Source organism: Methanoculleus sediminis (assembly GCF_001017125.1).
Taxonomy (GTDB): domain Archaea; phylum Halobacteriota; class Methanomicrobia; order Methanomicrobiales; family Methanoculleaceae; genus Methanoculleus; species Methanoculleus sediminis.
In genome coordinates, this window is sequence record NZ_JXOJ01000002.1 from 105597 (window position 1) to 127124 (window position 21528).

28 protein-coding genes and 2 tRNA genes are annotated in these 21528 nt (G+C 58.8%); 23 read left to right on the forward strand and 7 right to left on the reverse strand.

The annotated features are described in order from the left end of the window. Nucleotides 1–200: 200 nt before the first annotated feature. The 6 genes from uppS to SZ63_RS03345 all read right to left on the reverse strand — a co-directional run bounded on the left by uppS (nt 201) and on the right by SZ63_RS03345 (nt 5016). Nucleotides 201–980, reverse strand: coding sequence for a polyprenyl diphosphate synthase (uppS, locus tag SZ63_RS03320; protein ID WP_048181179.1), 780 nt, complete (start codon nt 978–980; stop codon nt 201–203). Then, nucleotides 980–2005: a radical SAM protein gene (locus SZ63_RS03325; protein WP_048181182.1), complete on the reverse strand. Its 1026-nt coding sequence runs from the start codon at nt 2003–2005 to the stop codon at nt 980–982. Before SZ63_RS03325 ends, uppS begins: the two co-directional genes overlap by 1 nt. A 155-nt stretch (nt 2006–2160) precedes the next feature. Further along, nucleotides 2161–3321: a KamA family radical SAM protein gene (locus SZ63_RS03330; protein WP_048181185.1), complete on the reverse strand. Its 1161-nt coding sequence runs from the start codon at nt 3319–3321 to the stop codon at nt 2161–2163. 281 nt (nt 3322–3602) lie between these two features. After that, nucleotides 3603–3980 (reverse strand): Zn-ribbon domain-containing protein, encoded by a 378-nt coding sequence (locus SZ63_RS03335; RefSeq protein WP_048181189.1) that lies wholly within the window; start codon nt 3978–3980, stop codon nt 3603–3605. Nucleotides 3981–4000: 20 nt separating this feature from the next. Further along, a complete protein-coding gene (locus SZ63_RS03340; protein WP_048183498.1) occupies nt 4001–4369 on the reverse strand; it encodes a DUF2073 domain-containing protein in 369 nt (122 codons plus the stop codon). 5 nt (nt 4370–4374) lie between these two features. Beyond that, on the reverse strand, nt 4375–5016 hold the full coding sequence (locus SZ63_RS03345) for an Era-like GTP-binding protein (protein WP_048181192.1): 642 nt from the start codon (nt 5014–5016) through the stop codon (nt 4375–4377). Nucleotides 5017–5226: 210 nt separating this feature from the next. Between SZ63_RS03345 and SZ63_RS03350 the strand changes: the two genes are divergently transcribed. From SZ63_RS03350 to SZ63_RS12875, 6 genes are all read left to right on the forward strand, one after another. Continuing rightward, nucleotides 5227–5790, forward strand: a complete 564-nt coding sequence (locus SZ63_RS03350) for a CBS domain-containing protein (RefSeq protein WP_048181194.1) — start codon at nt 5227–5229, stop codon at nt 5788–5790. Then, nucleotides 5787–6542, forward strand: coding sequence for a CBS domain-containing protein (locus SZ63_RS03355; RefSeq protein ID WP_048181196.1), 756 nt, complete (start codon nt 5787–5789; stop codon nt 6540–6542). The genes SZ63_RS03350 and SZ63_RS03355 overlap by 4 nt, the downstream gene beginning before the upstream one ends. A 39-nt stretch (nt 6543–6581) precedes the next feature. After that, the gene (locus SZ63_RS03360; RefSeq protein ID WP_048181199.1) at nt 6582–7529 is read left to right on the forward strand and encodes a CBS domain-containing protein; all 948 of its coding nucleotides are present in this window, start codon (nt 6582–6584) and stop codon (nt 7527–7529) included. Between the two features lie 7 nt (nt 7530–7536). Further along, on the forward strand, nt 7537–8376 hold the full coding sequence (locus SZ63_RS03365) for a CBS domain-containing protein (RefSeq protein ID WP_048181203.1): 840 nt from the start codon (nt 7537–7539) through the stop codon (nt 8374–8376). Continuing rightward, nucleotides 8373–9155 carry a CBS domain-containing protein gene (locus SZ63_RS03370; RefSeq protein WP_048181207.1) on the forward strand — a complete coding sequence of 261 codons (783 nt, stop codon included), beginning with the start codon at nt 8373–8375 and terminating at the stop codon, nt 9153–9155. The genes SZ63_RS03365 and SZ63_RS03370 overlap by 4 nt, the downstream gene beginning before the upstream one ends. Before the next feature lie 520 nt (nt 9156–9675). Beyond that, complete coding sequence (locus SZ63_RS12875) at nt 9676–10305, forward strand: hypothetical protein (RefSeq protein ID WP_156168347.1); 630 nt, start codon at nt 9676–9678, stop codon at nt 10303–10305. A gap of 749 nt (nt 10306–11054) precedes the next feature. On the opposite strand, the gene SZ63_RS12880 is transcribed toward SZ63_RS12875, so the two are convergent. After that, the gene (locus SZ63_RS12880; protein WP_156168349.1) at nt 11055–12110 is read right to left on the reverse strand and encodes a hypothetical protein; all 1056 of its coding nucleotides are present in this window, start codon (nt 12108–12110) and stop codon (nt 11055–11057) included. Between the two features lie 39 nt (nt 12111–12149). Here SZ63_RS12880 and SZ63_RS03380 point away from each other — a divergent pair, with 39 nt between their 5' ends. From SZ63_RS03380 to SZ63_RS03455, 17 genes are all read left to right on the forward strand, one after another. Next, nucleotides 12150–13115, forward strand: a complete 966-nt coding sequence (locus SZ63_RS03380) for a deoxyhypusine synthase (RefSeq protein ID WP_048181214.1) — start codon at nt 12150–12152, stop codon at nt 13113–13115. A gap of 114 nt (nt 13116–13229) precedes the next feature. Beyond that, nucleotides 13230–13314, forward strand: a tRNA-Ser gene (locus SZ63_RS03385). 34 nt (nt 13315–13348) lie between these two features. Beyond that, nucleotides 13349–13798: a 30S ribosomal protein S13 gene (locus SZ63_RS03390; protein WP_048181217.1), complete on the forward strand. Its 450-nt coding sequence runs from the start codon at nt 13349–13351 to the stop codon at nt 13796–13798. A gap of 11 nt (nt 13799–13809) precedes the next feature. Next, complete coding sequence (locus SZ63_RS03395; RefSeq protein ID WP_048181220.1) at nt 13810–14358, forward strand: 30S ribosomal protein S4; 549 nt, start codon at nt 13810–13812, stop codon at nt 14356–14358. A gap of 4 nt (nt 14359–14362) precedes the next feature. After that, nucleotides 14363–14752: a 30S ribosomal protein S11 gene (locus SZ63_RS03400; RefSeq protein WP_011844637.1), complete on the forward strand. Its 390-nt coding sequence runs from the start codon at nt 14363–14365 to the stop codon at nt 14750–14752. Next, the gene (locus SZ63_RS03405) at nt 14752–15582 is read left to right on the forward strand and encodes a DNA-directed RNA polymerase subunit D (protein WP_048181225.1); all 831 of its coding nucleotides are present in this window, start codon (nt 14752–14754) and stop codon (nt 15580–15582) included. The genes SZ63_RS03400 and SZ63_RS03405 overlap by 1 nt, the downstream gene beginning before the upstream one ends. Beyond that, the gene (locus SZ63_RS03410; RefSeq protein ID WP_048181228.1) at nt 15579–15947 is read left to right on the forward strand and encodes a 50S ribosomal protein L18e; all 369 of its coding nucleotides are present in this window, start codon (nt 15579–15581) and stop codon (nt 15945–15947) included. The genes SZ63_RS03405 and SZ63_RS03410 overlap by 4 nt, the downstream gene beginning before the upstream one ends. A 5-nt stretch (nt 15948–15952) precedes the next feature. Next, complete coding sequence (locus tag SZ63_RS03415) at nt 15953–16375, forward strand: 50S ribosomal protein L13 (protein WP_048181231.1); 423 nt, start codon at nt 15953–15955, stop codon at nt 16373–16375. 13 nt (nt 16376–16388) lie between these two features. Continuing rightward, the gene (locus SZ63_RS03420) at nt 16389–16790 is read left to right on the forward strand and encodes a 30S ribosomal protein S9 (protein ID WP_048181234.1); all 402 of its coding nucleotides are present in this window, start codon (nt 16389–16391) and stop codon (nt 16788–16790) included. A 34-nt stretch (nt 16791–16824) separates the two neighbouring features. Next, nucleotides 16825–17013, forward strand: coding sequence for a DNA-directed RNA polymerase subunit N (locus tag SZ63_RS03425; protein WP_048181237.1), 189 nt, complete (start codon nt 16825–16827; stop codon nt 17011–17013). After that, nucleotides 17014–17087: transfer RNA gene (locus SZ63_RS03430), tRNA-Pro, on the forward strand. Nucleotides 17088–17117: 30 nt separating this feature from the next. Next, nucleotides 17118–17285 carry a DNA-directed RNA polymerase subunit K gene (locus SZ63_RS12605; protein ID WP_082122632.1) on the forward strand — a complete coding sequence of 56 codons (168 nt, stop codon included), beginning with the start codon at nt 17118–17120 and terminating at the stop codon, nt 17283–17285. A gap of 7 nt (nt 17286–17292) precedes the next feature. Then, nucleotides 17293–18480: a phosphopyruvate hydratase gene (eno, locus tag SZ63_RS03435; protein ID WP_048181240.1), complete on the forward strand. Its 1188-nt coding sequence runs from the start codon at nt 17293–17295 to the stop codon at nt 18478–18480. 1 nt (nt 18481) lies between these two features. After that, nucleotides 18482–19090 (forward strand): 30S ribosomal protein S2, encoded by a 609-nt coding sequence (gene rpsB, locus SZ63_RS03440; RefSeq protein ID WP_082122633.1) that lies wholly within the window; start codon nt 18482–18484, stop codon nt 19088–19090. Between the two features lie 27 nt (nt 19091–19117). Continuing rightward, a complete protein-coding gene (amrB, locus tag SZ63_RS03445) occupies nt 19118–19906 on the forward strand; it encodes an AmmeMemoRadiSam system protein B (RefSeq protein WP_048181243.1) in 789 nt (262 codons plus the stop codon). Continuing rightward, nucleotides 19907–20776 (forward strand): mevalonate kinase, encoded by an 870-nt coding sequence (mvk, locus tag SZ63_RS03450; RefSeq protein WP_048181246.1) that lies wholly within the window; start codon nt 19907–19909, stop codon nt 20774–20776. It abuts the gene before it with no gap. Then, the gene (locus tag SZ63_RS03455) at nt 20769–21527 is read left to right on the forward strand and encodes an isopentenyl phosphate kinase (protein WP_048181249.1); all 759 of its coding nucleotides are present in this window, start codon (nt 20769–20771) and stop codon (nt 21525–21527) included. The genes mvk and SZ63_RS03455 overlap by 8 nt, the downstream gene beginning before the upstream one ends. Nucleotide 21528 lies beyond the last annotated feature (1 nt).

The following is a 21528-nucleotide window of genomic DNA, read 5'->3' on the forward strand; positions in this document are numbered from 1 at the left end:
GCGACGTTCCCGCAGGGAAAGGAGTTCGAGCACCGTCAGGTGCGAGTAGCGACGTTCCCGCAGGGAAAGGAGTTCGAGCACCGTCAGGTGCAACCGGCCATGCGTGCCCCGCCAGGGGCAGGGAACTTGAGAAGCCGTCAGGCGCTGGGGCAGGAGCCTGCCTCAAATCGGCTCAAATAACCCAATTACACAGTTACCAATCAGCCCCGCCGGGCCACGCGCTCTTTCAGGCGCATGCGCTGGTCGTAGACCCGCATCGCCCGCAGAAGGTCGATCTTCCTGAACGCCGGCCAGAAGGGGGCGCAGAAATAGACGGCCGACTCGTGGCCGTTCGCGAGCCAGGGGAGGAAGTTCGAGGTCCGGTAATCGTTGCCGGTACGGATGATCAGGTCGACGGGGGGTATGGGCGCTCCCCGGTTGAGGTGGGCTTCGACGGTCGCGGGGTCGATGGCCCCCGGGTCGATGACACCCTGCCTGACCTCCCCGAGGAGCGACCGGGCGGCGTGCACGATCTCGTTCCGGCCGCCGTAGGCGAGCGCGATGTTGATGAAGTAGTCGCCGTAGTCCCGGGTCGCCTCCTCCGCCGCATCGATGGTCGCGAGAAGGTCCTCGGGGAGGAGGGAACGATCGCCGATCATCTGCACCCGAATGCGATTTCTGCGCACCCGTTCGTCTTTGAGGATCGCGGCGAACTTCTCCCGGAAGAGGAGAAAGAGCGACTCAAGCTCGGCGCTGTCTCTCCGGAAGTTCTCGGTGGAGAAGGTGTAGAGCGTAATGTGCTGCACGCCGAGCTCGCACGCCCAGTCGAGAACCTGCTCCGTCGCATCCGCCCCGAGCCGGTGGCCGATCGCCGTATCGAGCCCCTGCTCCCGGGCATACCGGCGGTTCCCGTCCTGGATCACCGCGACGTGCCGGGGAATGTGCTTCACCTGCCACTTCAGGTAATGCTCGTAGAGGGGTTCAATTCCCGATCGCAACATCAGAGCGGCGTCACCTCGACCACCATGCCGCCGTTCGGGTAACGCTCGACGACGTATTTCCTGCCCGGCAGCCCGGCACCGTGCTCGGCAAGCACCCACCACGCCATCTCGATCCGCCCCTCACAGACTGCATACTCATCTTCATCAAACTCCTCCAGGAACCCTTCGACGGCACCCTCCGGCTCGAGCACCCCGTATACGACGGTTCCGTCATCCGTCACCTCCTCGAACGGACGCGCAGTATTGGCAGCGATCCGCTTTAACCGTTCCCGTAACTGGACAGAGTCCTTGAAGACCGACGAACAGAAGTGGACTTTCGGGTCGCCGGCGAGTTTCTCCGCCCACTGGCGGGCACCCTTCACGGCGTTGTGCATTCCGTCGTCGAGTTCGAACCCGCGTTCGCGCATGGCGGCGGCGCAGGTCTCGCCCCACTCCAGCTCGTTGATGTTGAGGAAGTCGAGGAGCGGGAGGGCGGCGGCAAGGTCCTCGATTCCCGGGAGCGCCGGCACCTCGATGCCGATGAGGAAGCCCATCCGCCGGGCGAGGACGGCTGATTCGGCGAAGTCGGTCTCGGTGATTGAGGGCCAGACCTCATGGGGCGGGTGCAGCCGGAGCTCGTCGACCAGCCCCTGCAGGCGCCGGAGCACGGCTTCGTCCGGCGCAAGGCCAGTGTAGAGGTGGATCTGGTGATCCGGGCCGAAGTGCTCCTTGAGAGCGCGACAGTACTCCACCACCCGGTCGATCTCGAGCAGCGGTTCGCCACCGGTGACGCCGGTCCCGAGAGCGCTCATGCTCTCCGCAACCTCGATGGCTTCGGACGGCGACGAGACCTGCCGTTCGTTTGCAAACACCACGTCCCGGCCTTTTCGCTCACGCGAGAGCGGGCAGTACCAGCAGGTGCGGCGACACCGGCCGGTCACGAAAAGGACCATCTTTGCTCCCTGGTGGCAGAGGACGCATCCCGGAGAGAGGAACGGCCTGCCGGGGGATACTCCCGACTCCTGCGGCATAGCTGTAGTATTCATGGGATGGCGGAAGTGAAAAGGTTTGACGGTGGCGCCGGGGGGAAGAGGTGCAGATAACTCCCATCGGATCGCTGCGCCCGAATACAGCAGGAAATTGGTATCTCGCGAGACGGGGCACGGCGGTAGGAAGAAACAGGGTCGCCCCAAGAGCCTGTCTACGCCAGGTCCTGTGGCTCCCTCACCCTTCCTTCATCCACCAGTTCCGTGTAGTCGTCGAACCAGTAGGCCTCCGGGTTGCTCTTATAGACCATGAACCGCCCGAGATCCTCCGGATTTGCCGCCTGGTTGTACTTGAAGTAGGTGTACCTGTCCGTCTTCCCGAGAACCTCGATCTTCCCGGCCTCATGAGATATCACGAACCGGGCCCGCTTCGCAAGCCCCGAGCAGATCGTGCGGGCCTGCTCGAATATCCGGTAGGACTCCTCCACCGGCACCGCGAACGTCCTGTTGCCGATCGCCGGACGGCACTGGAAGACGTAGTAAGGGTTCGCGCCGATGAACGAAAGTTTGTCGAAGAGTGCGGCAAGCACCTCCGGGTCGTCGTTGATGCCGCGGATCAGGGGCGTCTGGTTCATCACGACCGCTCCGGCGTCCTGCAGGAGAGCAACCGCCCGGCATGCGGCATCGGTCAGTTCCCTCGGGTGGTTGAACTGCGCCATGATGTAGATCCGCTTCTCGTCCATGCTGTAGTCCCGGATCATGTCGAGCAGCGCAGGATCGTTGATGATCCGGAACGGATTGTATGCAGGCATCTTCGTGCCGATCCGGATGATCTCGACGTGCTCGATCTCCCGGATCTGCCGGACGATATCGAGCAGCCGGCCGGTCTCGAGAACCAGGGGATCGCCCCCCGTGAGAAGGACGTTCGTGATCTCCGGGTGATCCCGGATGTAGGCAAGCCCCGCGGAGATGTCCTTGTTCACCTCGCGCGCTTCCTCGATGAAGAGGCGCTTGCGGAAACAGTAGCGGCAGAGGCCGCCGCAGATGTCGCTCACGAGCAGGAGGGCGGTTTCGCGATATTTATGCTGCAGCCCCGGAGCCCGGGTATACCGGTGCTCCGACGACGGGTCGAGATGCCCCCAGGGTTCGAGTTCCTCGACGGTCGGCACGATCAGCCGACGGATAGGGTCGGCCGGGTCATCCCAGTCGATCAGCGAGAGGTAGTAGTCGTTCGCACGGAACGCGAAGAGATCGGTCACCTCCGCAAGGCGGGCGCGCTCCTCCGGACCGATGCCGGGAACCGAATCGAGCGATGTGACGTAGATCGGGTTTTTGGCGCTCCCGATCGTGTTTCGGATATCGTATGTCGTGTTCATGGAGTACCTCCCGGCCGACACTCTCCAGTGCAGGATACAATCCGCCAACTGTCGGGGACAGGTGCATGAGAGCAGAGATCGAGAATGAAATCCGATCTACGCAAAGGGTTCATGAGAGTTTCATGTTCTCATGCAGGAAACCGTCGCTCCGACATGTGTCATTGAGTGTCGGATTACGTGTTGTACCTCAAAAGGGTTCTTAGGATATTTATATCTTCGGTTGGGGGCGCAATGCTGCAAAGGCAGCGCTTGCTCCCCTATTAAAACCAATAGATCTCGTATCACTTCTTCTTCTTGGCCATGGAGAGGATATCCACAACGTATTTTCCTTCTTTTTCCAGTCCGACGACGACCTCGTCCGACCGGGCCAGTTTCTCGATATTCAGTTCGTACGAACCCGGGCCGAGGATACGGATGCTCTCGATACGTTCGAAGACCTCGATCTCCTCTTTTTTCCGTTGACCCTGCTTGACCTCGAGCACTTCCTCGCCCGTCTCCCGGGCGATCTCGTCGATGCTCTTCTCCTTCAGCACATCGTCGTGCCGTTCGGCCTCACGGATGTAGAGAAACTTCTTCCCGCCGCAGCTCGGGCATCCTTTCAGTATCTTCGTCGAACCGTCTTCGAACTCTCTGCCGCATTGTGTACACTTGTGAGGCATAAATCACCTCTGATACCCGTTCATCTCGACGAGGAGACCCATGCGCTGATGAGATCCTTCTCCTTCTTGAGCGTCTTGAGCTGGTTGGCGGGCCCGATCACGGTCAACCGGGTCTCGGAGCGTTTCCCCCCGAGAAGTTTCGCCAGGAACCCGTTTCCGGCATCCCTGATCGGATAGGTCTCCATCTCGATCCCGGAGAATCCGTCCGGCGCGATCTCCCGCATCGTGATCTCGATGAGCTTGCTCTGCTCGTCCGGCGCGAGCCCCTTCTCCAGGATAACGATGTTTCCTTCCATAACGTCATCGAGGATCAGGCGGATCTTCTCCATCGCGGTGAGACGATCGAGACGTTCCGCGGAAATCAGGTCGATTTGTACACCCTGTATCATCTCCATCACCCGAAATATGACGTCATCTGCTCGTACAACTCTTCCACGTTGTTTCCTTCGAGACCCGATATGGCAATCACGGGGTGCTGGGGAAACGCACTCTTGATCCGCGCGGGAGACGCGTCGGGAAGATCGTTTTTGTTTGCAACGATCAGGACCGGGAGTTTCCGGCTCTCGATGATCCCGACAAGCATGATGTTCACCTGCTGGAACGGGTCCAGCGTGGAGTCGAGCATGTAGATGACGCCGTCGATATCCTCGCGGAGCCAGTGCATCGCCTCGGCGACACCCTCGGTCGCCTCCCGTGCCCGCTTGACCGCCTCCTCCTTCTCGATGCCGAACTCGATGAACTCGTTGTAGTCGATCTTGGTCGTCACGCCCGGCGTATCGACGATATCGATGGTGATCGAACTGCCGTTCTGGCCCGTGATGGTGATATCCTCTTTGCGCCGGACACGCCGGGTTTCGTGAGGTACCTCGCTGACCGGGCCGACCGCATCGCCGACCCAATCCCGCACAATCCGGTTCGCAAGCGTCGTCTTGCCGGCGTTGGGAGGGCCGTATATCCCGATGCGGCAGGTCCGCTTCTTAAAGAGCGCCTTCAATAGCCCCGAGATCTTTCTTTTCGTACGAACTAAGAATGTCATTAAGCTCCCTCAGGTAGGCCGATTTGCCTATACTTAAGTGAGTTGTGGCACTCACAAATAAATATAATTATATGTTCCGTCAGGCGCATTCTCTCCATTTTGAAGACAAACAACATTCCCGGAGTGAGAGAATTCTTTTATACTGTTGAAACCTAGATAGACTTGCACCTGGAGAATTGGCTCTAATTGCGGCCAGATTAGGAGAATCCCATGATGAATAATAGCGATGCCATCCGCTTCGAGACACGCATACCAGTCAGGGAGGTCATGCAGAGCCATCCGACGACCATCGATGTTGGTGAGACTGTCGCCCGGGCGGCGCAGATCATGTGCCGCGATGAAGTCGGCAGTTGCATTGTGCTGCAGAACAACCTGCCCACCGGGATCGTCACGGAGGAGGATATCAACTGCAAAGTCGTGGCTAAAGACTTGAAGCCGGGTGATATTCACGTCAGCGAGATCATGAGCACGCCCCTGATCACAATCGGTGCCGACAAGCTGGTCGGGGATGCCGCGGCAATGATGGTGAAGCACCGTGTCCGCAGGCTCCCCGTCGTCGAAGACCAGATGGTCATCGGGATCGTGACTGTTCGGGACATCCTCACCGTCGCGGCCGAAGTGAACGAACTGCTGGCGGACCTCATAGAAATCAACCGCGAAGAGGAGTATGCCATGGGTGTCTGCGACCGGTGCGGGAACATCTCCGACGACTTATCAAGGGTCGACAACCTTATGCTCTGCCCCGCCTGTCGGGAGGAGGAGCAGTTGCTATGAAGGTTGCCTCGGACCTGATGGTGGAGATTCCCACCCTGCATTACGACGATTACGTCACAAAAGCACGGAGCATCCTCCGGGACGACGTCTTTCGCGAACTCTACATCGTGGACGAAAAGAACCGCCTGAGAGGGTATCTCGACATCTCCGACGTCCTGCGAGTCATGGACACCAAATCGAACGTCACGATCAAAGGGTTCGTCCGGGAGGCGGCCCGGGTCTCCCGGGATACCCCCCTTGCAGAGGTAGGCGTCGCTATAATGAATGCCCGCACAAACAGCGCTGCGGTAGTCAACGAAGACGGTGTATACCAGGGAGGGGTGCTCTTCTCCGAACTCTTCCCCGTCCTGATCTCCCGTCGCACCATCCCCGGCAGGGTCGAGGACGCCATGTCGCGAGAGCCCGTCACCTGCACACCGGACGAACCCATACACCGCATCTACAGCCTGATCATCGCGAGCGGATTTACCGCGTTTCCGGTGGTGCAGAAGAAAGAGACTATCGGCATAGTCTCCCGCCGGGATCTCCTGCGCGCCGGGAACGTCCGCATATCGGTGAAGAACCAGGCGGACACCACCGTCGAGCGGGTGATGACGACGCCCGTCATCTCGGTGACGCCGGACGACACGATAGCAGCGGCGAGCCGGCTGATGGTCGAACACGACGTCAGCATGCTCCCGGTAATCGGCGAGAAAAAGCGGCTCGTCGGCGTTATCGACCGTCATGACGTTCTCAGCGGCCGGTTGCCCTGAGAGCGGTTCCGGATACTACGATTCCAGAGGAGTGATATCATGCAACCGAACCCCAATAACTCGGATAAAAAACCGGCCGACAGGCTCCTGAAGATGCCGGGCAGACGCGAACGCGGGCCGGTCGATTTCAAGACAAAGATCGCCGGGTATGAAGGCGAGATCATGGCGATCGCCACGAGAGATGTCGTCGTGGCGCAGCAGACGACCACGATCATCCAGGCAGTCGGGATCATGACCCGGGAAGGGTTCCGCAGGCTGCCGGTCGTCGACGCGGGGACGCGCCATCTCCGGGGGATCGTAACCGTCGGCGACATCATCAACTTCATGGGCGGCGGCGACAAGTTCAACCTCGTTCAGGTGAAGCACGGAGGGAACTTCCTTGCGGCCATCAACGAGGGGCTCCGCGAGATCATGACCCCGCACCTGGTCACCATGCCCGTAACCGGCGCCATCGCCGACGCGGTCGAGATCATCGTCAACAAAAACATCGGCGGCATCCCCATCACCGACACCGACGGGGAACTGAAGGGTATCGTGACCGAGCGCGACGTGATGAAGGTGCTCACCACCGAGCACTCGGGCCGCAAGGCGGAGGATATTATGAAACCTTCGGTACGCGTCACCAGCCCCGACACCTCGATCGGCAATGTCTGCCGGGAGATGGTGCGATGCCGGTTCAGGCGCCTTCCGGTCGTTACAGACGACGTTCTCTGCGGGATCGTTACCGCCACCGATATCATGAGTTATCTCGGGAAGGGCAAGGCTTTCGAGCAACTGACGACTGGGGACTCCGCCGAGGTCATGGGAGCGCCGGTGCGGTCCCTCCTTTCAGGGGAACTTCACACCATCACGCCCGACCGGAACATCCACGACATTGCTCTCGAGATGATCCGGCGGCGTGTCGGGGCGCTCCCGGTCATAGAAGACTCGCACCTTGTCGGCCTCGTGACGGAATACGACCTTGTGAAAGCATTTTCTGAGGAGTGATGCGAAGATGCGTGCCATTGACGTGATGGCGTCTCCGGTGTACGTCGTTGCACCGGGGGATAACGTCGCCTATGCGCGAAACCTTATGCTCAAACACCGGGTGTCGAGGCTGCCCGTCATGGAAGGAGACGAACTCCGGGGCATCCTCACCAAGAAGGATATCGCTTACCGGCTCAGGCAGACGGAACCGATGTGGCGGCGGCGCCCGATCGACCGGATTCCGGTCAGCATCCTGATGGCACCGGAGCCGATCACGATCGCGCCGGAGACCAGCATCCGCGATATCGCGGCCATCATGCTCGATCGGGACATCTCCGGGATTCCCGTGGTCAACGAAGGAAAGGTGAGCGGCATCGTCACCAAACTGGATCTGATGCGTTCGGCCCATATCCGCGGGCTCACCGCAAAGGTCGACGAGATCATGGAGGATGCAGTCACGGTCAACCGGTATCACTCGCTCGACCACATCATCGACACGATAAAGGGAAAAAACGATAAACTTATTGTCGTAAACGACAATGGAAGCCTTGCCGGCATAATTACGGAGAGTAACCTCGCATTTTACGAGTATCTGGACGAGCGGATGAACCTGCCCAAAAAGGATGTTACTCACCTCAGAAAAGAGGGGCCGGCGGGGCAGAAACGCTTCAGATACGTCGTCGAGGTATCGGCAGTTGCGGAAGACATCATGAGCCGCCCGGTCATTACCGTATCCCCCGATGCATCCCTCCAGGATGCCGTCGGGCTGATGCTGGAGCACCAGATCAACAGCCTCGTCGTCGTGGAGAACGGTGATATCCGCGGTATGCTCAAGAGAGATGATATCATCAAGGAAGTGGCAAAATGAGCGACAGATTTCAAGTACTCGTCAAAGACGTGATGGCGAAACCGATCACCATCGCGAAGTCCGCCTTTGTCAGCGAAGCGCTCGATAAGATGCTTGGCGAAGGCGTCGATCCGCTTATCGTGACCAACAACGGCACGGTCATCGGAACGACGTCTCGCGCGGCAATCGCCGAGACGCTCGGGAGCAGGAAGACCCAGGCGCTGAAGGCCACATCCATTCATGTCGCGAACACGGTCGAAGAGAACTTCACCTCCGCGTATCCCGACCAGAGCATCGACGTTCTGGTGCCGCTGCTCCAGCACTACAAGCTGGTCGTGGTCTTTGATGCCGAGCACCGCCTGATCGGGCAGGTGACGGCGGGCGACCTCTTGAAGGTGCTCCGCCCGGCGGGCGGCATCCTCGACGTCATGGAACCGGCGCACACCATCCAGGGCGAGGAACGCGCCGTCCATCTCCGCCGCAGAATGCTCGACCACGAGATCGACCGGTTCATCGTAGAGGACGGGGACGCCGTCCTCGGCATCGTCACGGAGACCGACGTCGCAAAGGCGCTTCACGCGCTGAAGGATATCGTGGAGGGGACCCACCAGGACTACCGGATCAGAAATCTCCTCGTGCGGGATATCATGACCACGCCGCTCATCTCGGTGGACGCGGACACGGACGTCTCCGACGTCATCGACCTGATGCTCAAGAAGAACATCAGTTCCGTCCCGATCCGGCAGAACAACAGGATCACGGGCGTCGTGACCCGGAACTCACTCGTCCAGGGCCTGTGAAGCGGCCGGATACTACTACACTTTTTTTGCGGGCGGCGGGACGGCCGCGGGGATGTTTGATGTGAAGGCATAGACTTGCCGAGGGCTTGTTGGGACCCTGCTGACTGGGTAAGCGTGGTTCGCACCGAGTGAGGTTGGAATCCTCTTTCGGTCGGACTTATCCTTGCGCGGATTCATGATGAGTACGCTCTGAGCTGCGGGTCAGTTCCCCGTAAAGTGCTACATTCAAACCCCCAACCAAAGATTGGAAGTCTTCGCAAACTCTAGACGTCTCACCCCCCACACCCGCCCCCGGCCTCCTCCATTGCCAATGGGCAGGAAGCAGTACCTGGTGATATGCGAGGGTTTACAGAATCTGAGCAGGAACACCCAAGTGTGACCTGCAACGTTCTGGTAAGAACAGAGCACAATCGATGTCAGACGAATCGCCAAGTGAAATTGGCGACCTATACGGAAGGGGTCAAGGCTGGCGATCATCCCTACCCGAAGGCATGTCACAAAAACTTTTTCCGAGGCTGTCTTGAAATACCTCACAAAAGAGCAGGATGAGAGACTTCAACAAAAAAAGGCGCTTTCGTGCCCAGTCCAGATGCTAAACTTTCATTCCCACGTGAAAAACCTACCACTTTTGGATCTTCAAGGGATCCAATCAGGGTACGTCCCATGGACGGCAGAAGGTATATATGCGCTTACAATAACCGTGGACTTTATGAATAGGAAAAAATACTGCTCATATATCCTGCTTCTAGTTGCAGTAAGTACTATACTGTCTGCCGGGTGCATATCAGGCCCGAATGAGGCTCAAAACGACACAAATCTCTCTATATTCCCTACAGTAGCTCCAACAACTGACGTTATCTTCACAAACCCACCAGACACCATGTATACTCAACCAAAGTTTACTACCGGCAATGTCATTACAGACAACCCCTCAAACACGTGTATAGGACTTGTCGTGTTGAAACCGTCTCCGCCACAGGAGGCATACGTTTTGCGGGAGGCAAATAGATGCATGCCGAATAAATCTTCGTGGACATGGACTGGCGAACCATTCAGCAGATCTTATGCTGAGATCGATAATGCATATGTCGTGATGGACTACATCACTGACACCAGCACCGTCATAGGCCCAACACGGACAATACCATAATATCTTAATGTACTACGGGTAGTGCGACTCACAATAGTTAAGCCATCCAGATCCACCTGGTTAACATGTTGTGCCAACAGGTGGAACAACATTATCTCAGAAGATAAATAGTCTCCCGAAGCCATCTAGAACTTCACACGGATAAAGTTGTACGTCACCCAAATCCAGCATGTGGCCTGTATAGATTGATTAACAGCACCCTGGGTACCCTAGAGGATGTCCCAAAAAGCCTAGCCTCTATTATGGCCCGGGTAGCAGAAATTTTGTACATAGTGTTTCTGACCGAGGTACAGCAAAGATTCGTAAATCCTTTTGGGACGATCACTTAGATGCATCAGACACGATGTGAAAAAGTACGAGTACGTGCTGCCACATTATCAAGTCAATAGGGTATTCTACAGCGCTAAGAAGAACAAAGAACTTTGCGGACTAAAGCATCTCCTATTCGCGAAGATGGAGATTCACTCTTCGTTGAACTGTCACATAAAGAGGGTTCAAGGTGAAGAATCCTCAAACAAGGATATTCGCTATAGAAGTTGAAGAAGTTTGGGTATTACCGTGCGGGATCAGGAGAGGATGCCCCAATACTCCTCGACCCGAGAGGGGGACACTCCCTCTTGGCAGAGGAATTTTAGGACGACTTCTACACGGAGTCATCAGCAGTAAGGGCAAACTCCAATGTTTGTCATGAAAGACCTTTCAGATTCGGTGTCAGAATCAGGCCCTGTTCAAAAAAAAGAAAATATAATTTAAGCCCATTGAGTATCAGCATAAGACTCTGTTATGAGCTCCTGATTGTTTGCTCCGCCCCAGTAGTAGTTGATATGAACATATCTCATACCAGGCGTCTGTTGGAAATATTGCCATACCTCACGCGGTTTCTTCCAGTTACCAGCATCTTCCCGCACCCATTCGTCAATCACCGGGTACGTGAAAGCTTGAAACTGGCAGGCCAACGGTTCGGCACTGTCCAGACGAAATTCGCTCGACCCGCTTGCCCTTGTAAAGGTATCGCTCGAGTCATTTTGGTCATAATACACATAGTAAGGGAACCACTGCAGAGTATCCATATCTTCAAACGTTATGTAATATCTATTGTTAGATATTTCAACATGATACCCATATGCGTGTGGAAATGTCGTTTTTGGAAGAATAAGAACTCCATCTCCCGGATTTTCCCACTCCTCGATCGGTATAGGACCTTGTCCGTTGTCATATACTACCGGAAATAGCATGACATTTCCACTCTCATGGTTATCATTGTAGTTAATCACGACTTCGATAACATCCTGACCGCCATCCAAGTAGTATTCCCTTTCTTGGTATAGATCAAAGTGATCATTGCCGCTTGTAATCCAATAGGGTTGTGGCGTTATCTGACCAATGCAGTAATCATACCATTTCCCAGTATTTATCCGTTCAAAATGAGCCCATTCGTAGAACCAAGAACCACTATCGGTCAGGCATGCACTACTCGATTCAGATGGCTCATCGTTTATCTCCCGGTTCAATATCAGCGAATTCTGTAGTAAAGCATCATTCTCACTGGGAATAATTTCAAACGAGTCATTATCCCGGTGAACGTGAGAGGTAAGATCATCAACACCTGTTGCCCCCACCCACGAGGGGCGGGGGCAGTGCCTGGCGATAGCCGGTGAGAAGCCGTGCACGGTTCTTCTCCGGATTCTCCCCGTGTAGTGGATCGTGGGGGTATCGCCATTTGGAGAGGGGGGCGCCCCCGACCCGCCACAATGACAGCCCCAAAACCTCCATCCGCCCCGCTCCACCGGACCGGCACCAACCATTAATACGCCACAATCCGAAATGGATAACAGGATATTTCCATGAAACCAACGCAGCCAGTCAAACCGAACAGGGATGTAACGGCCCTCCTTGAGTCCATGAGCAGGACCGGCTTTCAGGGGAGAAAACTCGGAGAGTCGCTCGGCATCTGGACCAGAATGGTCTCGGATCCGGACTGCACGATATTCATGGGACTGTCGGGAGCGATGATCCCGGCAGGTATGCAGAACGTGCTCATCGAACTGGTCAAACACCGTTACGTCGACGTCATCGTCTCGACGGGCGCGAACATCTTCCACGACACCTGCGAGCACCTCGGCGTCCGGCACTACCTCGGCCACCACCACGCCGACGACGAGGCGCTCTTTGCGGAAGGGATCGACCGGATATACGACGTCTTCGCCTACGAAGAGGAGTTCCGGAGCATCGACGCGGAGATCGCCCGGTTTGCCGACACCATAGCGCCGTTCCGGGGTTCGTCACGGGAGTTCATCCGGCTCCTCGGGGACTGGCTCCGCGAGCAGAAGCCGGAAGGACGGTCGCTCGTCGCCACCTGCGCCGAGTACGGCGTCCCGATCTTCATCCCCGCCCTCTGCGACTCGTCGATCGGGATCGGCCTCGTGATGGCCCGCCGGCGCGGGGTCGACGTCGATGTCGACCAGCTCGCCGATACCGACGAGATCACCCGTATGGTCGAGGACGCGAAGAAGACCGGCGTCATCTACGTCGGCGGCGGCGTCCCGAAGAACTTCATCCAGCAGACCCAGGTCATCGCGTCGATCCACGACCAGAACCTCGGCGGGCACGCCTACGCCATCCAGTACACCACCGACGCGCCCCACTGGGGCGGGCTTTCCGGGTGCACGTTTGAAGAGGCGATCAGCTGGGGCAAGGAAGCGCCCGCGTGCCCGCGCGTCCAGTGCTTCTGCGACGCCACGATCGCGCTTCCCATCGTCGCATCGGGGCTGATCGGGAGCGGTATCGAGCGCGCTCGCCGGTCACCCTGACCACCACAACCATTATTAGGCCATCATACCAAAATTAGTAGGCACAAGTCATAGAATGCTGTGTCTGGAGCAACACATCGCGTGTTGCGAGTGTCGAAAGATGCGAAGTTCTATGTTGAGGTAGCCAAGCCTGGTATGGCGCAGGTTTGCTAAACCTGTGTCCCCCTGGGACTCGAGGGTTCAAATCCCTCCCTCAGCGCTTTCACCGACAACGTCGATGATGAGGCGATCACATGGATGAAGAAGAGATAAAGTACTTTGTTCGAGTCAGGAACACTGATCTCGACGGCACCAAGGCAGTGCACATCGCACTGACCGGGATCAAGGGCATCGGTCCGCACACGTCGCGCACCATCACCGCCCTTGCCGGCGTGGACCCGCATGCCATCCTCGGCAAACTCGACGACGGCTCGGTCGAGCGGATCGCAAACGCCGTCGACACGTATACCGAACAGGTGCCCGACTGGATGGTCAACCGTCCTAAGGACGTCTACACCGGAGAAGTCCGCCACCTCCTCGGGACGGACCTCTCCATGATGAACGACGACGACGTCAACCGCATGAGGAAGATGCGGAGTTACCGCGGCATCAGGCACGAGACCGGGCAGAAGGTTCGCGGCCAGCGCACCAAGTCCACCGGAAGAACCGGCACGACCGTCGGCGTCAAGAGGAAGAAAGACTGAACGGTGATTGAATGGGATATCCGGGAAAAAACCACAAGCAGTATGCGACGCCCAAGCGGCGGTTCGAGAAGACCAGACTTGAGGACGAAAAGCGGCTCATCATCGATTACGGCCTGCGGAACAAGCGCGAACTCTGGAAGGCCCAGAGCGTGCTGCGGAAATACCGCGCCGCCGCCCGTGAACTGGTGGCTCTGCGCTCGGGCGGGCTCAGCACGGAGGACTACCAGAAGAAGAGAGACCAGCTCGTCAACCACCTGCACCGCTACGGTCTCGTCGGCGAGAACGCCGATGTCGGTGACGTCCTCGCGCTCAAAGTCGAGCAGCAGCTCGACCGCCGGCTTCAGACGCTGGTCCTCCGCAGAGGGTTCGCACGGTCCCCCAAGCAGGCGCGCCAGTTCATCACCCACGGCCACATCGCGATTAAAGGCCGCCGCGTGACCATCCCGGGTTACCGGGTCGAGAGAGCCGAAGAAGCCGAGATCAGTTACTACGGCCCCTCTCCGCTCACGAACGAGGTTCACCCCGAGAGAAGCCGCATCGCCCGCGCAGGAGTGAGATAAAACCATGGCAGAAGAGAAATGGGGCATCGCGCACATCTTTGCCTCCTTTAACAACACCATCATCACCGTCACCGACCTCTCCGGAGCGGAGACGGTCACCAAGAGCAGCGGCGGAATGGTCGTAAAGCAGGACAGGAACGAGAGCTCGCCGTACGCTGCCATGCAGATGGCAATCCAGGTCGCGCAGAACGCACGGGACAAAGGGATCACCGGCGTCCACGTGAAAGTCCGCGCACCCGGCCGGGGCAAACAGCGGAGCCCGGGGCCCGGCGCCCAGGCAGCGATCCGCGCCCTTGCCCGTGCGGGGATGAGGATCGGCCGTATCGAAGACGTCACCCCGGTGCCTCACGACAGCATCCGCGGCAAGGGCGGCCGGAGAGGAAGGAGAGTGTAATGGAGATAGCGTTTTCTCGACTGGACGAGAGAGTCGCCAAATTCACTCTGATCGGCGTTTCAACGTCGTTCGCCAATATGCTTCGGCGGGCGATGATCAGCGAAGTGCCGACGCTCGCCATCGAAGATGTCCGCATCTACGACAATACAAGCGTTCTCTTCGATGAGATGCTGGCGCATCGCCTGGGGCTCATACCGCTCCGGACCGACCTGAAGCGCTATAAGCCGCGCAGCGAGTGCACCTGCGAAGACGCGGGATGTCCGGTCTGCACTGCGACCTATACGCTCTCCGTCGAGGGGCCGAAGACCGTCAGATCAAGCGACCTGATTCCGCAGGATCCCGACGCCGCACCGGCGGAAGAGGGCATCCCCATCATCGAACTCGCGCGGGACCAGAAGGTCGTGCTCGAAGCGCAGGCAATCGTCGGCACCGGAAAAGAGCATGCCAAGTGGCAGGCGACGACCGCCTGCGGTTACAAGAATTACCCGGTGATCGCCATCGATGAACGGTGCGACGGGTGCGGCATGTGTATCGACGAGTGCCCGAGGAACGTGCTTGAGACGGCACAGGGAAAAGTCCGGGTCATCGAAGAGCGGCAGGAACTCTGTTCCCTCTGCAGGCTCTGCGAACGGGCATGCCTTGCCGGCGGCATCGGCACCGAGCCGGCCATTCATATCGGCACCGATGCGGAGAGATTCATCTTCGTGGTGGAAGGCGACGGCTCGATACCCGTCCGCGAGATCATCGAGAGAGCGCTACAATACATCCAGAAATCATCAGACGACCTGGTAGACGTGATGAACGAGATAACGGGAGAGGGGACTGAATGAAGAAAACAACCGAGAACAAATCGAACCCCCGGCTGACCGCCCTCATCGTGACGCTCAAAGATGCGTCGCGCGTACATGAGGCGAACATCTGGCGCGAGATTGCAAAGAGGCTGGATGCACCCCGGAAGAACTACGCCGAGGTGAACCTCAGCAAGATCAACCGGTACGCGAATGAGGACGAGACGATCCTGGTGCCGGGCAAGGTGCTCGGCAGCGGCGCGCTCAACCTGCCGGTGAAGATCGCCGCACTGGACTTCTCCGAGGCGGCGGTGAGCAAGATCACCGGCGCAAACGGGACGTGCATGACTATCGAGGACCTCGTTCGGGACAACCCGAAGGGGAGCAGGGTACGGATCCTCAGGTGAGACGAATGGTTACAGTTATCGACGCAGACGGATTACTGCTCGGAAGGATGGCCAGCATCGTTGCGCAGCGTGCGCTTGCCGGTGAGGAGATCGCCATCGTGAACGTGGAAAAAGCAATCGTCTCCGGAAACAGGGCGCAGGTGCTCGCGAACTACACCACGAAGCGCGAGCGCGGATCCCGCGAGGGCGGCCCGTTCTTCCCGCGCAGGCCCGACCATATCGTCAAGCGCACCATCCGCGGGATGCTCCCGTACAAACGCGAGCGCGGTATCGCGGCATTCAAGCGGATCAAGACCTACGTCGGCGTTCCAATGGAGTTCGACGGGATGGAGACGGAGACGCTCGAAGCGGCCCACGTCGACCGGCTGGGCAGCACGAGATACGTGACGATCGGGGCGATAAGCAACAACCTCGGAGCAAAATACTAAATGAGGTGATGAAATGGCAAAGATCATCAATTCAAGCGGTAAGAGAAAGACGGCAATCGCCCGCGCGACCTTGAAGCCCGGCAGCGGTCGGGTCCGCATCAATTCCGTCCCCCTGGAGATCTACGGGACCGAGTTGATCCGCATGAAGATCGCCGAGCCGCTGCTGCTCGTCCCGAACGCGCTCGACGGCGTCGATGCGGCGATCGATGTTTCCGGCGGCGGTACGATGGGGCAGGCCGAGGCGGTTCGGACGGCGCTCGCGCGCGGCATCGTGGAGTGGCACAACGACCCCCAGATCAAGGACGCATTCCTTGCATACGACCGGACACTGCTCGTAAACGACTCGCGGCAGAAAGAGACCAAGAAACCGCACGGCCCCGGCGCACGGGCGAAGTTCCAGAAGTCCTACCGGTGAGCAAAAGAGATATAAGGGATGCTGGACCATTATTATGATACCCGTACGATGTTTTACATGCGGTAAGGTCGTCTCTACAGCCTGGAAGGAGTTCAAGGAGCGGAGGGATGCAGGCGAGGATCCAAAACGGATCCTCGACGATCTCGGCCTGGAGCGTTACTGTTGCAGGCGGATGCTGCTGACGCACAAGGAAGTAGTGGAGGACCTGAATCCGTACCAATGAGGGGTCGTGGGGTAGCCTGGCCATCCTATGGCGTTCGGGATGCTGTGACCTGAGTTCAAATCTCAGCGACCCCATTTTATCATTAATGATTTTGAGGCTGCACGATGGAATCATATACCCGGTATGAACGGGCGCGAATTATAGGGGCTCGTGCTCTCCAGATCTCGATGGGTGCACCTGTTCTGGTCAAAACACCAAAAACAGAGCCGCTCGAGATCGCACTTGAAGAGTTCGATCGAGACGTGATCCCTATAACGGTGAAGAGAAAGTAGTGATCTGATGACGACCATCGAACAGATTATCCTGAGAACGATCCTGGATAGCCGCGGAAACGAGACCGTCGAGGCTGAAATCTACACGGATTGCGGCTTTGGGCGGGCTGCGGCACCCAGTGGTGCCAGCACCGGAACCTATGAAGCAAAGGTGCGGCCGCCGCGCGAGGCTGTTGAAGACGCGCGGAAAAACCTGATTCCATCGCTCATCGGTGAAGACACCCGTGATCAGATCACGTTCGACGCACTGCTCAGAGAGAACGACGGAACACCCGACTTCAGCTCGATCGGCGCAAACGTCGCCGTAGCGCTCTCGCTTGCATGTGCAAAGGCGGCGGCGGCGTCTCTCGATCTCGAACTCTTCCGCTACCTGGGCGGCACATTTGCCGCCGATACGCCCCTGCCGCTCGGCAACGTCATCGGCGGAGGCGCGCACGCCCCCAACGCCACGTCCATCCAGGAATTCCTGGTGGTTCCCACCGGGGCTTGTGGCGCGACGGAAGGCGTCTTCGTGAACGCTGCCGTTCACAAGACCGTGAAGAAGATGCTGCAGGAGCAGGGCAAACTCTCCGGGAAAGGAGATGAAGGCGCCTGGGCACCCGCCGTATCAGACATTGAGGCGTTCGAGATCATCACCGACGCGATCAACACCGTCTCCGACGAGACGAACGTCGAGGTCAGGATGGGGATCGATGTGGCGGCAAGCGAACTCTGGAACGGCGAGCAGTACCGCTACAAGGAAGCGGCGCGGAGCCGGGAGGACCAGATCGCCTACATGGCGGATCTCGTCGACCGCTACAACCTCATCTACATCGAAGACCCCCTCTTCGAGGAGGACTTCGAGGCGTTTGCCGACCTGACCGAACAGGTCGGCGACCGGTGCCTGATCTGCGGCGACGACCTCTTCGTGACCAACGTCGAGCGGATCACGAAGGGGACCGAGATGAGCGCGGCAAACTGCGTTCTGATCAAACCTAACCAGATAGGGACCCTCACCGACACCTTCGAGGCGATACGCCTCGCTCAGGAGAACGGTATGGAGACCGTCATGAGCCACCGTTCCGGGGAGACGACCGACGCGACGATAGCACACCTTGCAACCGCGTTCGGGTGCATCTTCCTCAAGACCGGCGTGGTCGGCGGTGAACGGATAGCCAAACTGAACGAACTGATTCGCATAGAGGAGCTGATCTAATTTGACAGGAAACGAACTTGAGATTGAACTGAAAGAACCGCTGCTACCCGTTGAGGAATACCTCGCAGCAGGCGTGCACATCGGCACCCAGCAGAAGAGCAAGGACATGATGAAGTTCATCTACCGCGTGCGCGGAGACGGACTCTATATCCTGGACATCCAGGCGACCGACGAACGGATCAAGACTGCTGCGAAGTTCCTCGCACAGTACGAACCTTCGAAGATCCTGGTCGTCACCTCCCGGCAGTACGGCCAGTACCCGGCAAAGAAGTTCGCCGACGCCGTCGGCGGCATGGCCGTCATCGGCCGCTTCATCCCCGGGATGCTCACCAACCAGCGGCTGAACAAGTACATCGAGCCCGACGTCGTCGTCGTGACCGATCCCATCGGCGACTCCCAGGCGATCAACGAGGCCGTCCAGGCGGGCATCCCGATCGTCGCGCTCTGCGACACCAACAACATGACGAAGTACGTCGATGTGGTCATCCCGACGAACAACAAGGGGCGGAAAGCGCTCTCGGTGATCTACTACCTCCTGACAAAGGAACTGCTCCGCCTGCGCGGCGTGGCCACGTCGCTCACGCCCGAAGACTTTGAGACAGAGTTATAAGATCCGAAGCACAAGAGCTCAACCTTGATGGATATGCGCCCATGCAGTGTAGCGGGAATGTTCTATCCTGCCGAGCCCAGGCATCTGGAGCAACTGCTGGAGACATTCTTCCGGAAGAGGAGCCCGGGGATCCAATCCCGGGGCATCGTCTCCCCCCATGCAGGATACGTATACTCGGGGGAGACCGGAGCCTGTGCATTCTCTACCATACCACCTGATTTTGACGGCACGTTTCTGGTCATCGGCCCGAGTCACCGTGGATACATGACCTCTGCCTCTGCCGTACCGTGGGAGACGCCGCTCGGGATCGTCGATGTCGATACGGAGTTCATCGACGCGATGGACATCGAGATAGACGAAGCATCGCACCAAAACGAGCACTCGATCGAGGTGCAGATGCCGATCATAAAATACCGGTTCCCGAGAGCAAGGGCCGCACCCGTTCTCATGGGAGAACAGAGTTACGAGGCGGCGGAAAACCTCGCGGAGCACCTGCTCCGGGCAATCGAGCACACGAAACGGGACGTGCGGATCGTCGCCTCGAGCGACTTCTCCCATTACGTCCCGGACGAGGTGGCCCGGCGGCAGGACCTCTACGCGATCGACGCGCTCAAAAACCTGGACATACCCGAGTTTTACCGGCGGCTCCAGGAGACACGCGCCACGGTCTGCGGCTACGGCCCGATCGCGACCATGTGCATCGCATGCCGGTCGCTCGGTGCGACGAGAGGGGAACTCTTGCGGTATACGACAAGCGGCGATGTGACGGAGGATTACAATCAGGTAGTGGGGTATGCGGCGATAGCGGTGGTGTGATTGGCAACATGGAGCGCGCCGGGCAAGGTATTCCTGTTCGGCGAGCATGCAGTGGTCTACGGAAAACCGGGGGTCGCGATGGCGATCAAACCCCGTGTCTTCGTCACGGTGAGGAAAACCCGCAACCCGACCCGCCCGAAGTCGCCCTACATCGACGAGTGTTTCAGGATGATGGGTGTCCGGGGCAGCGTCTACGTCCACTCCCAGCTCCAGAGTTCGTCGGGGCTCGGGTCGTCGGCCGCGGTGACGGTGGCGACGCTCTCTGCGATCAACGATGAGTTCAATCTCGGGCACGCCCGGGAGTACATCGCCGAGACGGCGTTCGCCATCGAGAAGAAGGTTCAGAAAGGGCGGGCAAGCCCCACCGACACCTACGTCTGTGCGAACGGCGGCATGGTGCTCATCACCGGGAACTCCAAGCGGAGACTGCCGCCCGAGAACCTGCAGGTCGTCGTGGGGAACACCCTGGTGCCGCACAGCACCGCGAAGATGGTGGAACTGGTCGGAGCCCTGCAACGGAAGCACCCCGAAGTCGCGAACCCGATCCTGGACGCCATCGGGGCTCTGACGCTCGCAGCCCTCCATAACATCGGCAACCCGAAGGAACTCGGGCAGTATATGGACATGAACCACGCCCTCCTGGAAGCGCTCGGCGTGGGGCACCCGGTGAGCAGCAAACTCGTGCTTGCGGCACGGGCAAGCGGCGCCTACGGCGCGAAGATCACGGGGGCCGGAGGCGGCGGGTGCATCATCGCCCTCTGCCCGCGGCGTGCGAAAAGTCGGGTTGCCGGGGCGATCGAGGCCTGCGAAGGACGGGCAATCATCACGTCGATAGATACGGACGGCGCGAGAAAAGAGAAACATGACTGAGAGAGTGGTACTGAAACTGGGGGGGAGCGTGATCACCGACAAGTCGGGGGCATGTGCCATCGATCACGCCCGCCTGCGCGATATTGCGGAGGAACTCGCCGCACACCGAGAGACCGCTCTCGTGCTCGTCCACGGTGCGGGGTCGTGCGGGCATCCCGAGGCACGCCGCTACCGCATCAACGACGGCCTCACGGACGATAACGTCCCCGGGGTCTACGAGACGCATACCGCCGTCTCGAGCCTGAACGCGGCGGTCGTCGACGCCCTGCGGGACGCGGGGGTCGAGGCGATCGGCATCCACCCTCTCGACCTCGGCCTTGCCGAAGACGGACGTCTGGTCTCGTTCGAGACCCGCCACATCGCCGAAATGACGGAACACGGCATTGTGCCCGTGCTGCACGGCGACGTGGTGATGGACCGTCTCCGGGGCTCCTGCATCGTCTCGGGCGACCAGCTCGTGACCCGCCTTGCCGCCGCTCTCGGGAGCCGGCGCGTGGGCCTTGCAACCGATGTGACCGGGGTGCTGCAGAACGGCGCGGTCGTCCCGCGCATCGACCGGAGCACGATAGAATCGCTCGATGTCGGCGGATCGGGAAACACCGACGTGACCGGGGGCATGCGGGGCAAACTTGCAGAACTTCTGGCACTGGCCGATGCCGGCATCGATTCACATATCTTCCATGTCTCGAAGATCGGCCGGTTCCTGGACGACACCGGGCATGGCGGAACAACAATAACCGCAAAGGAGTAAA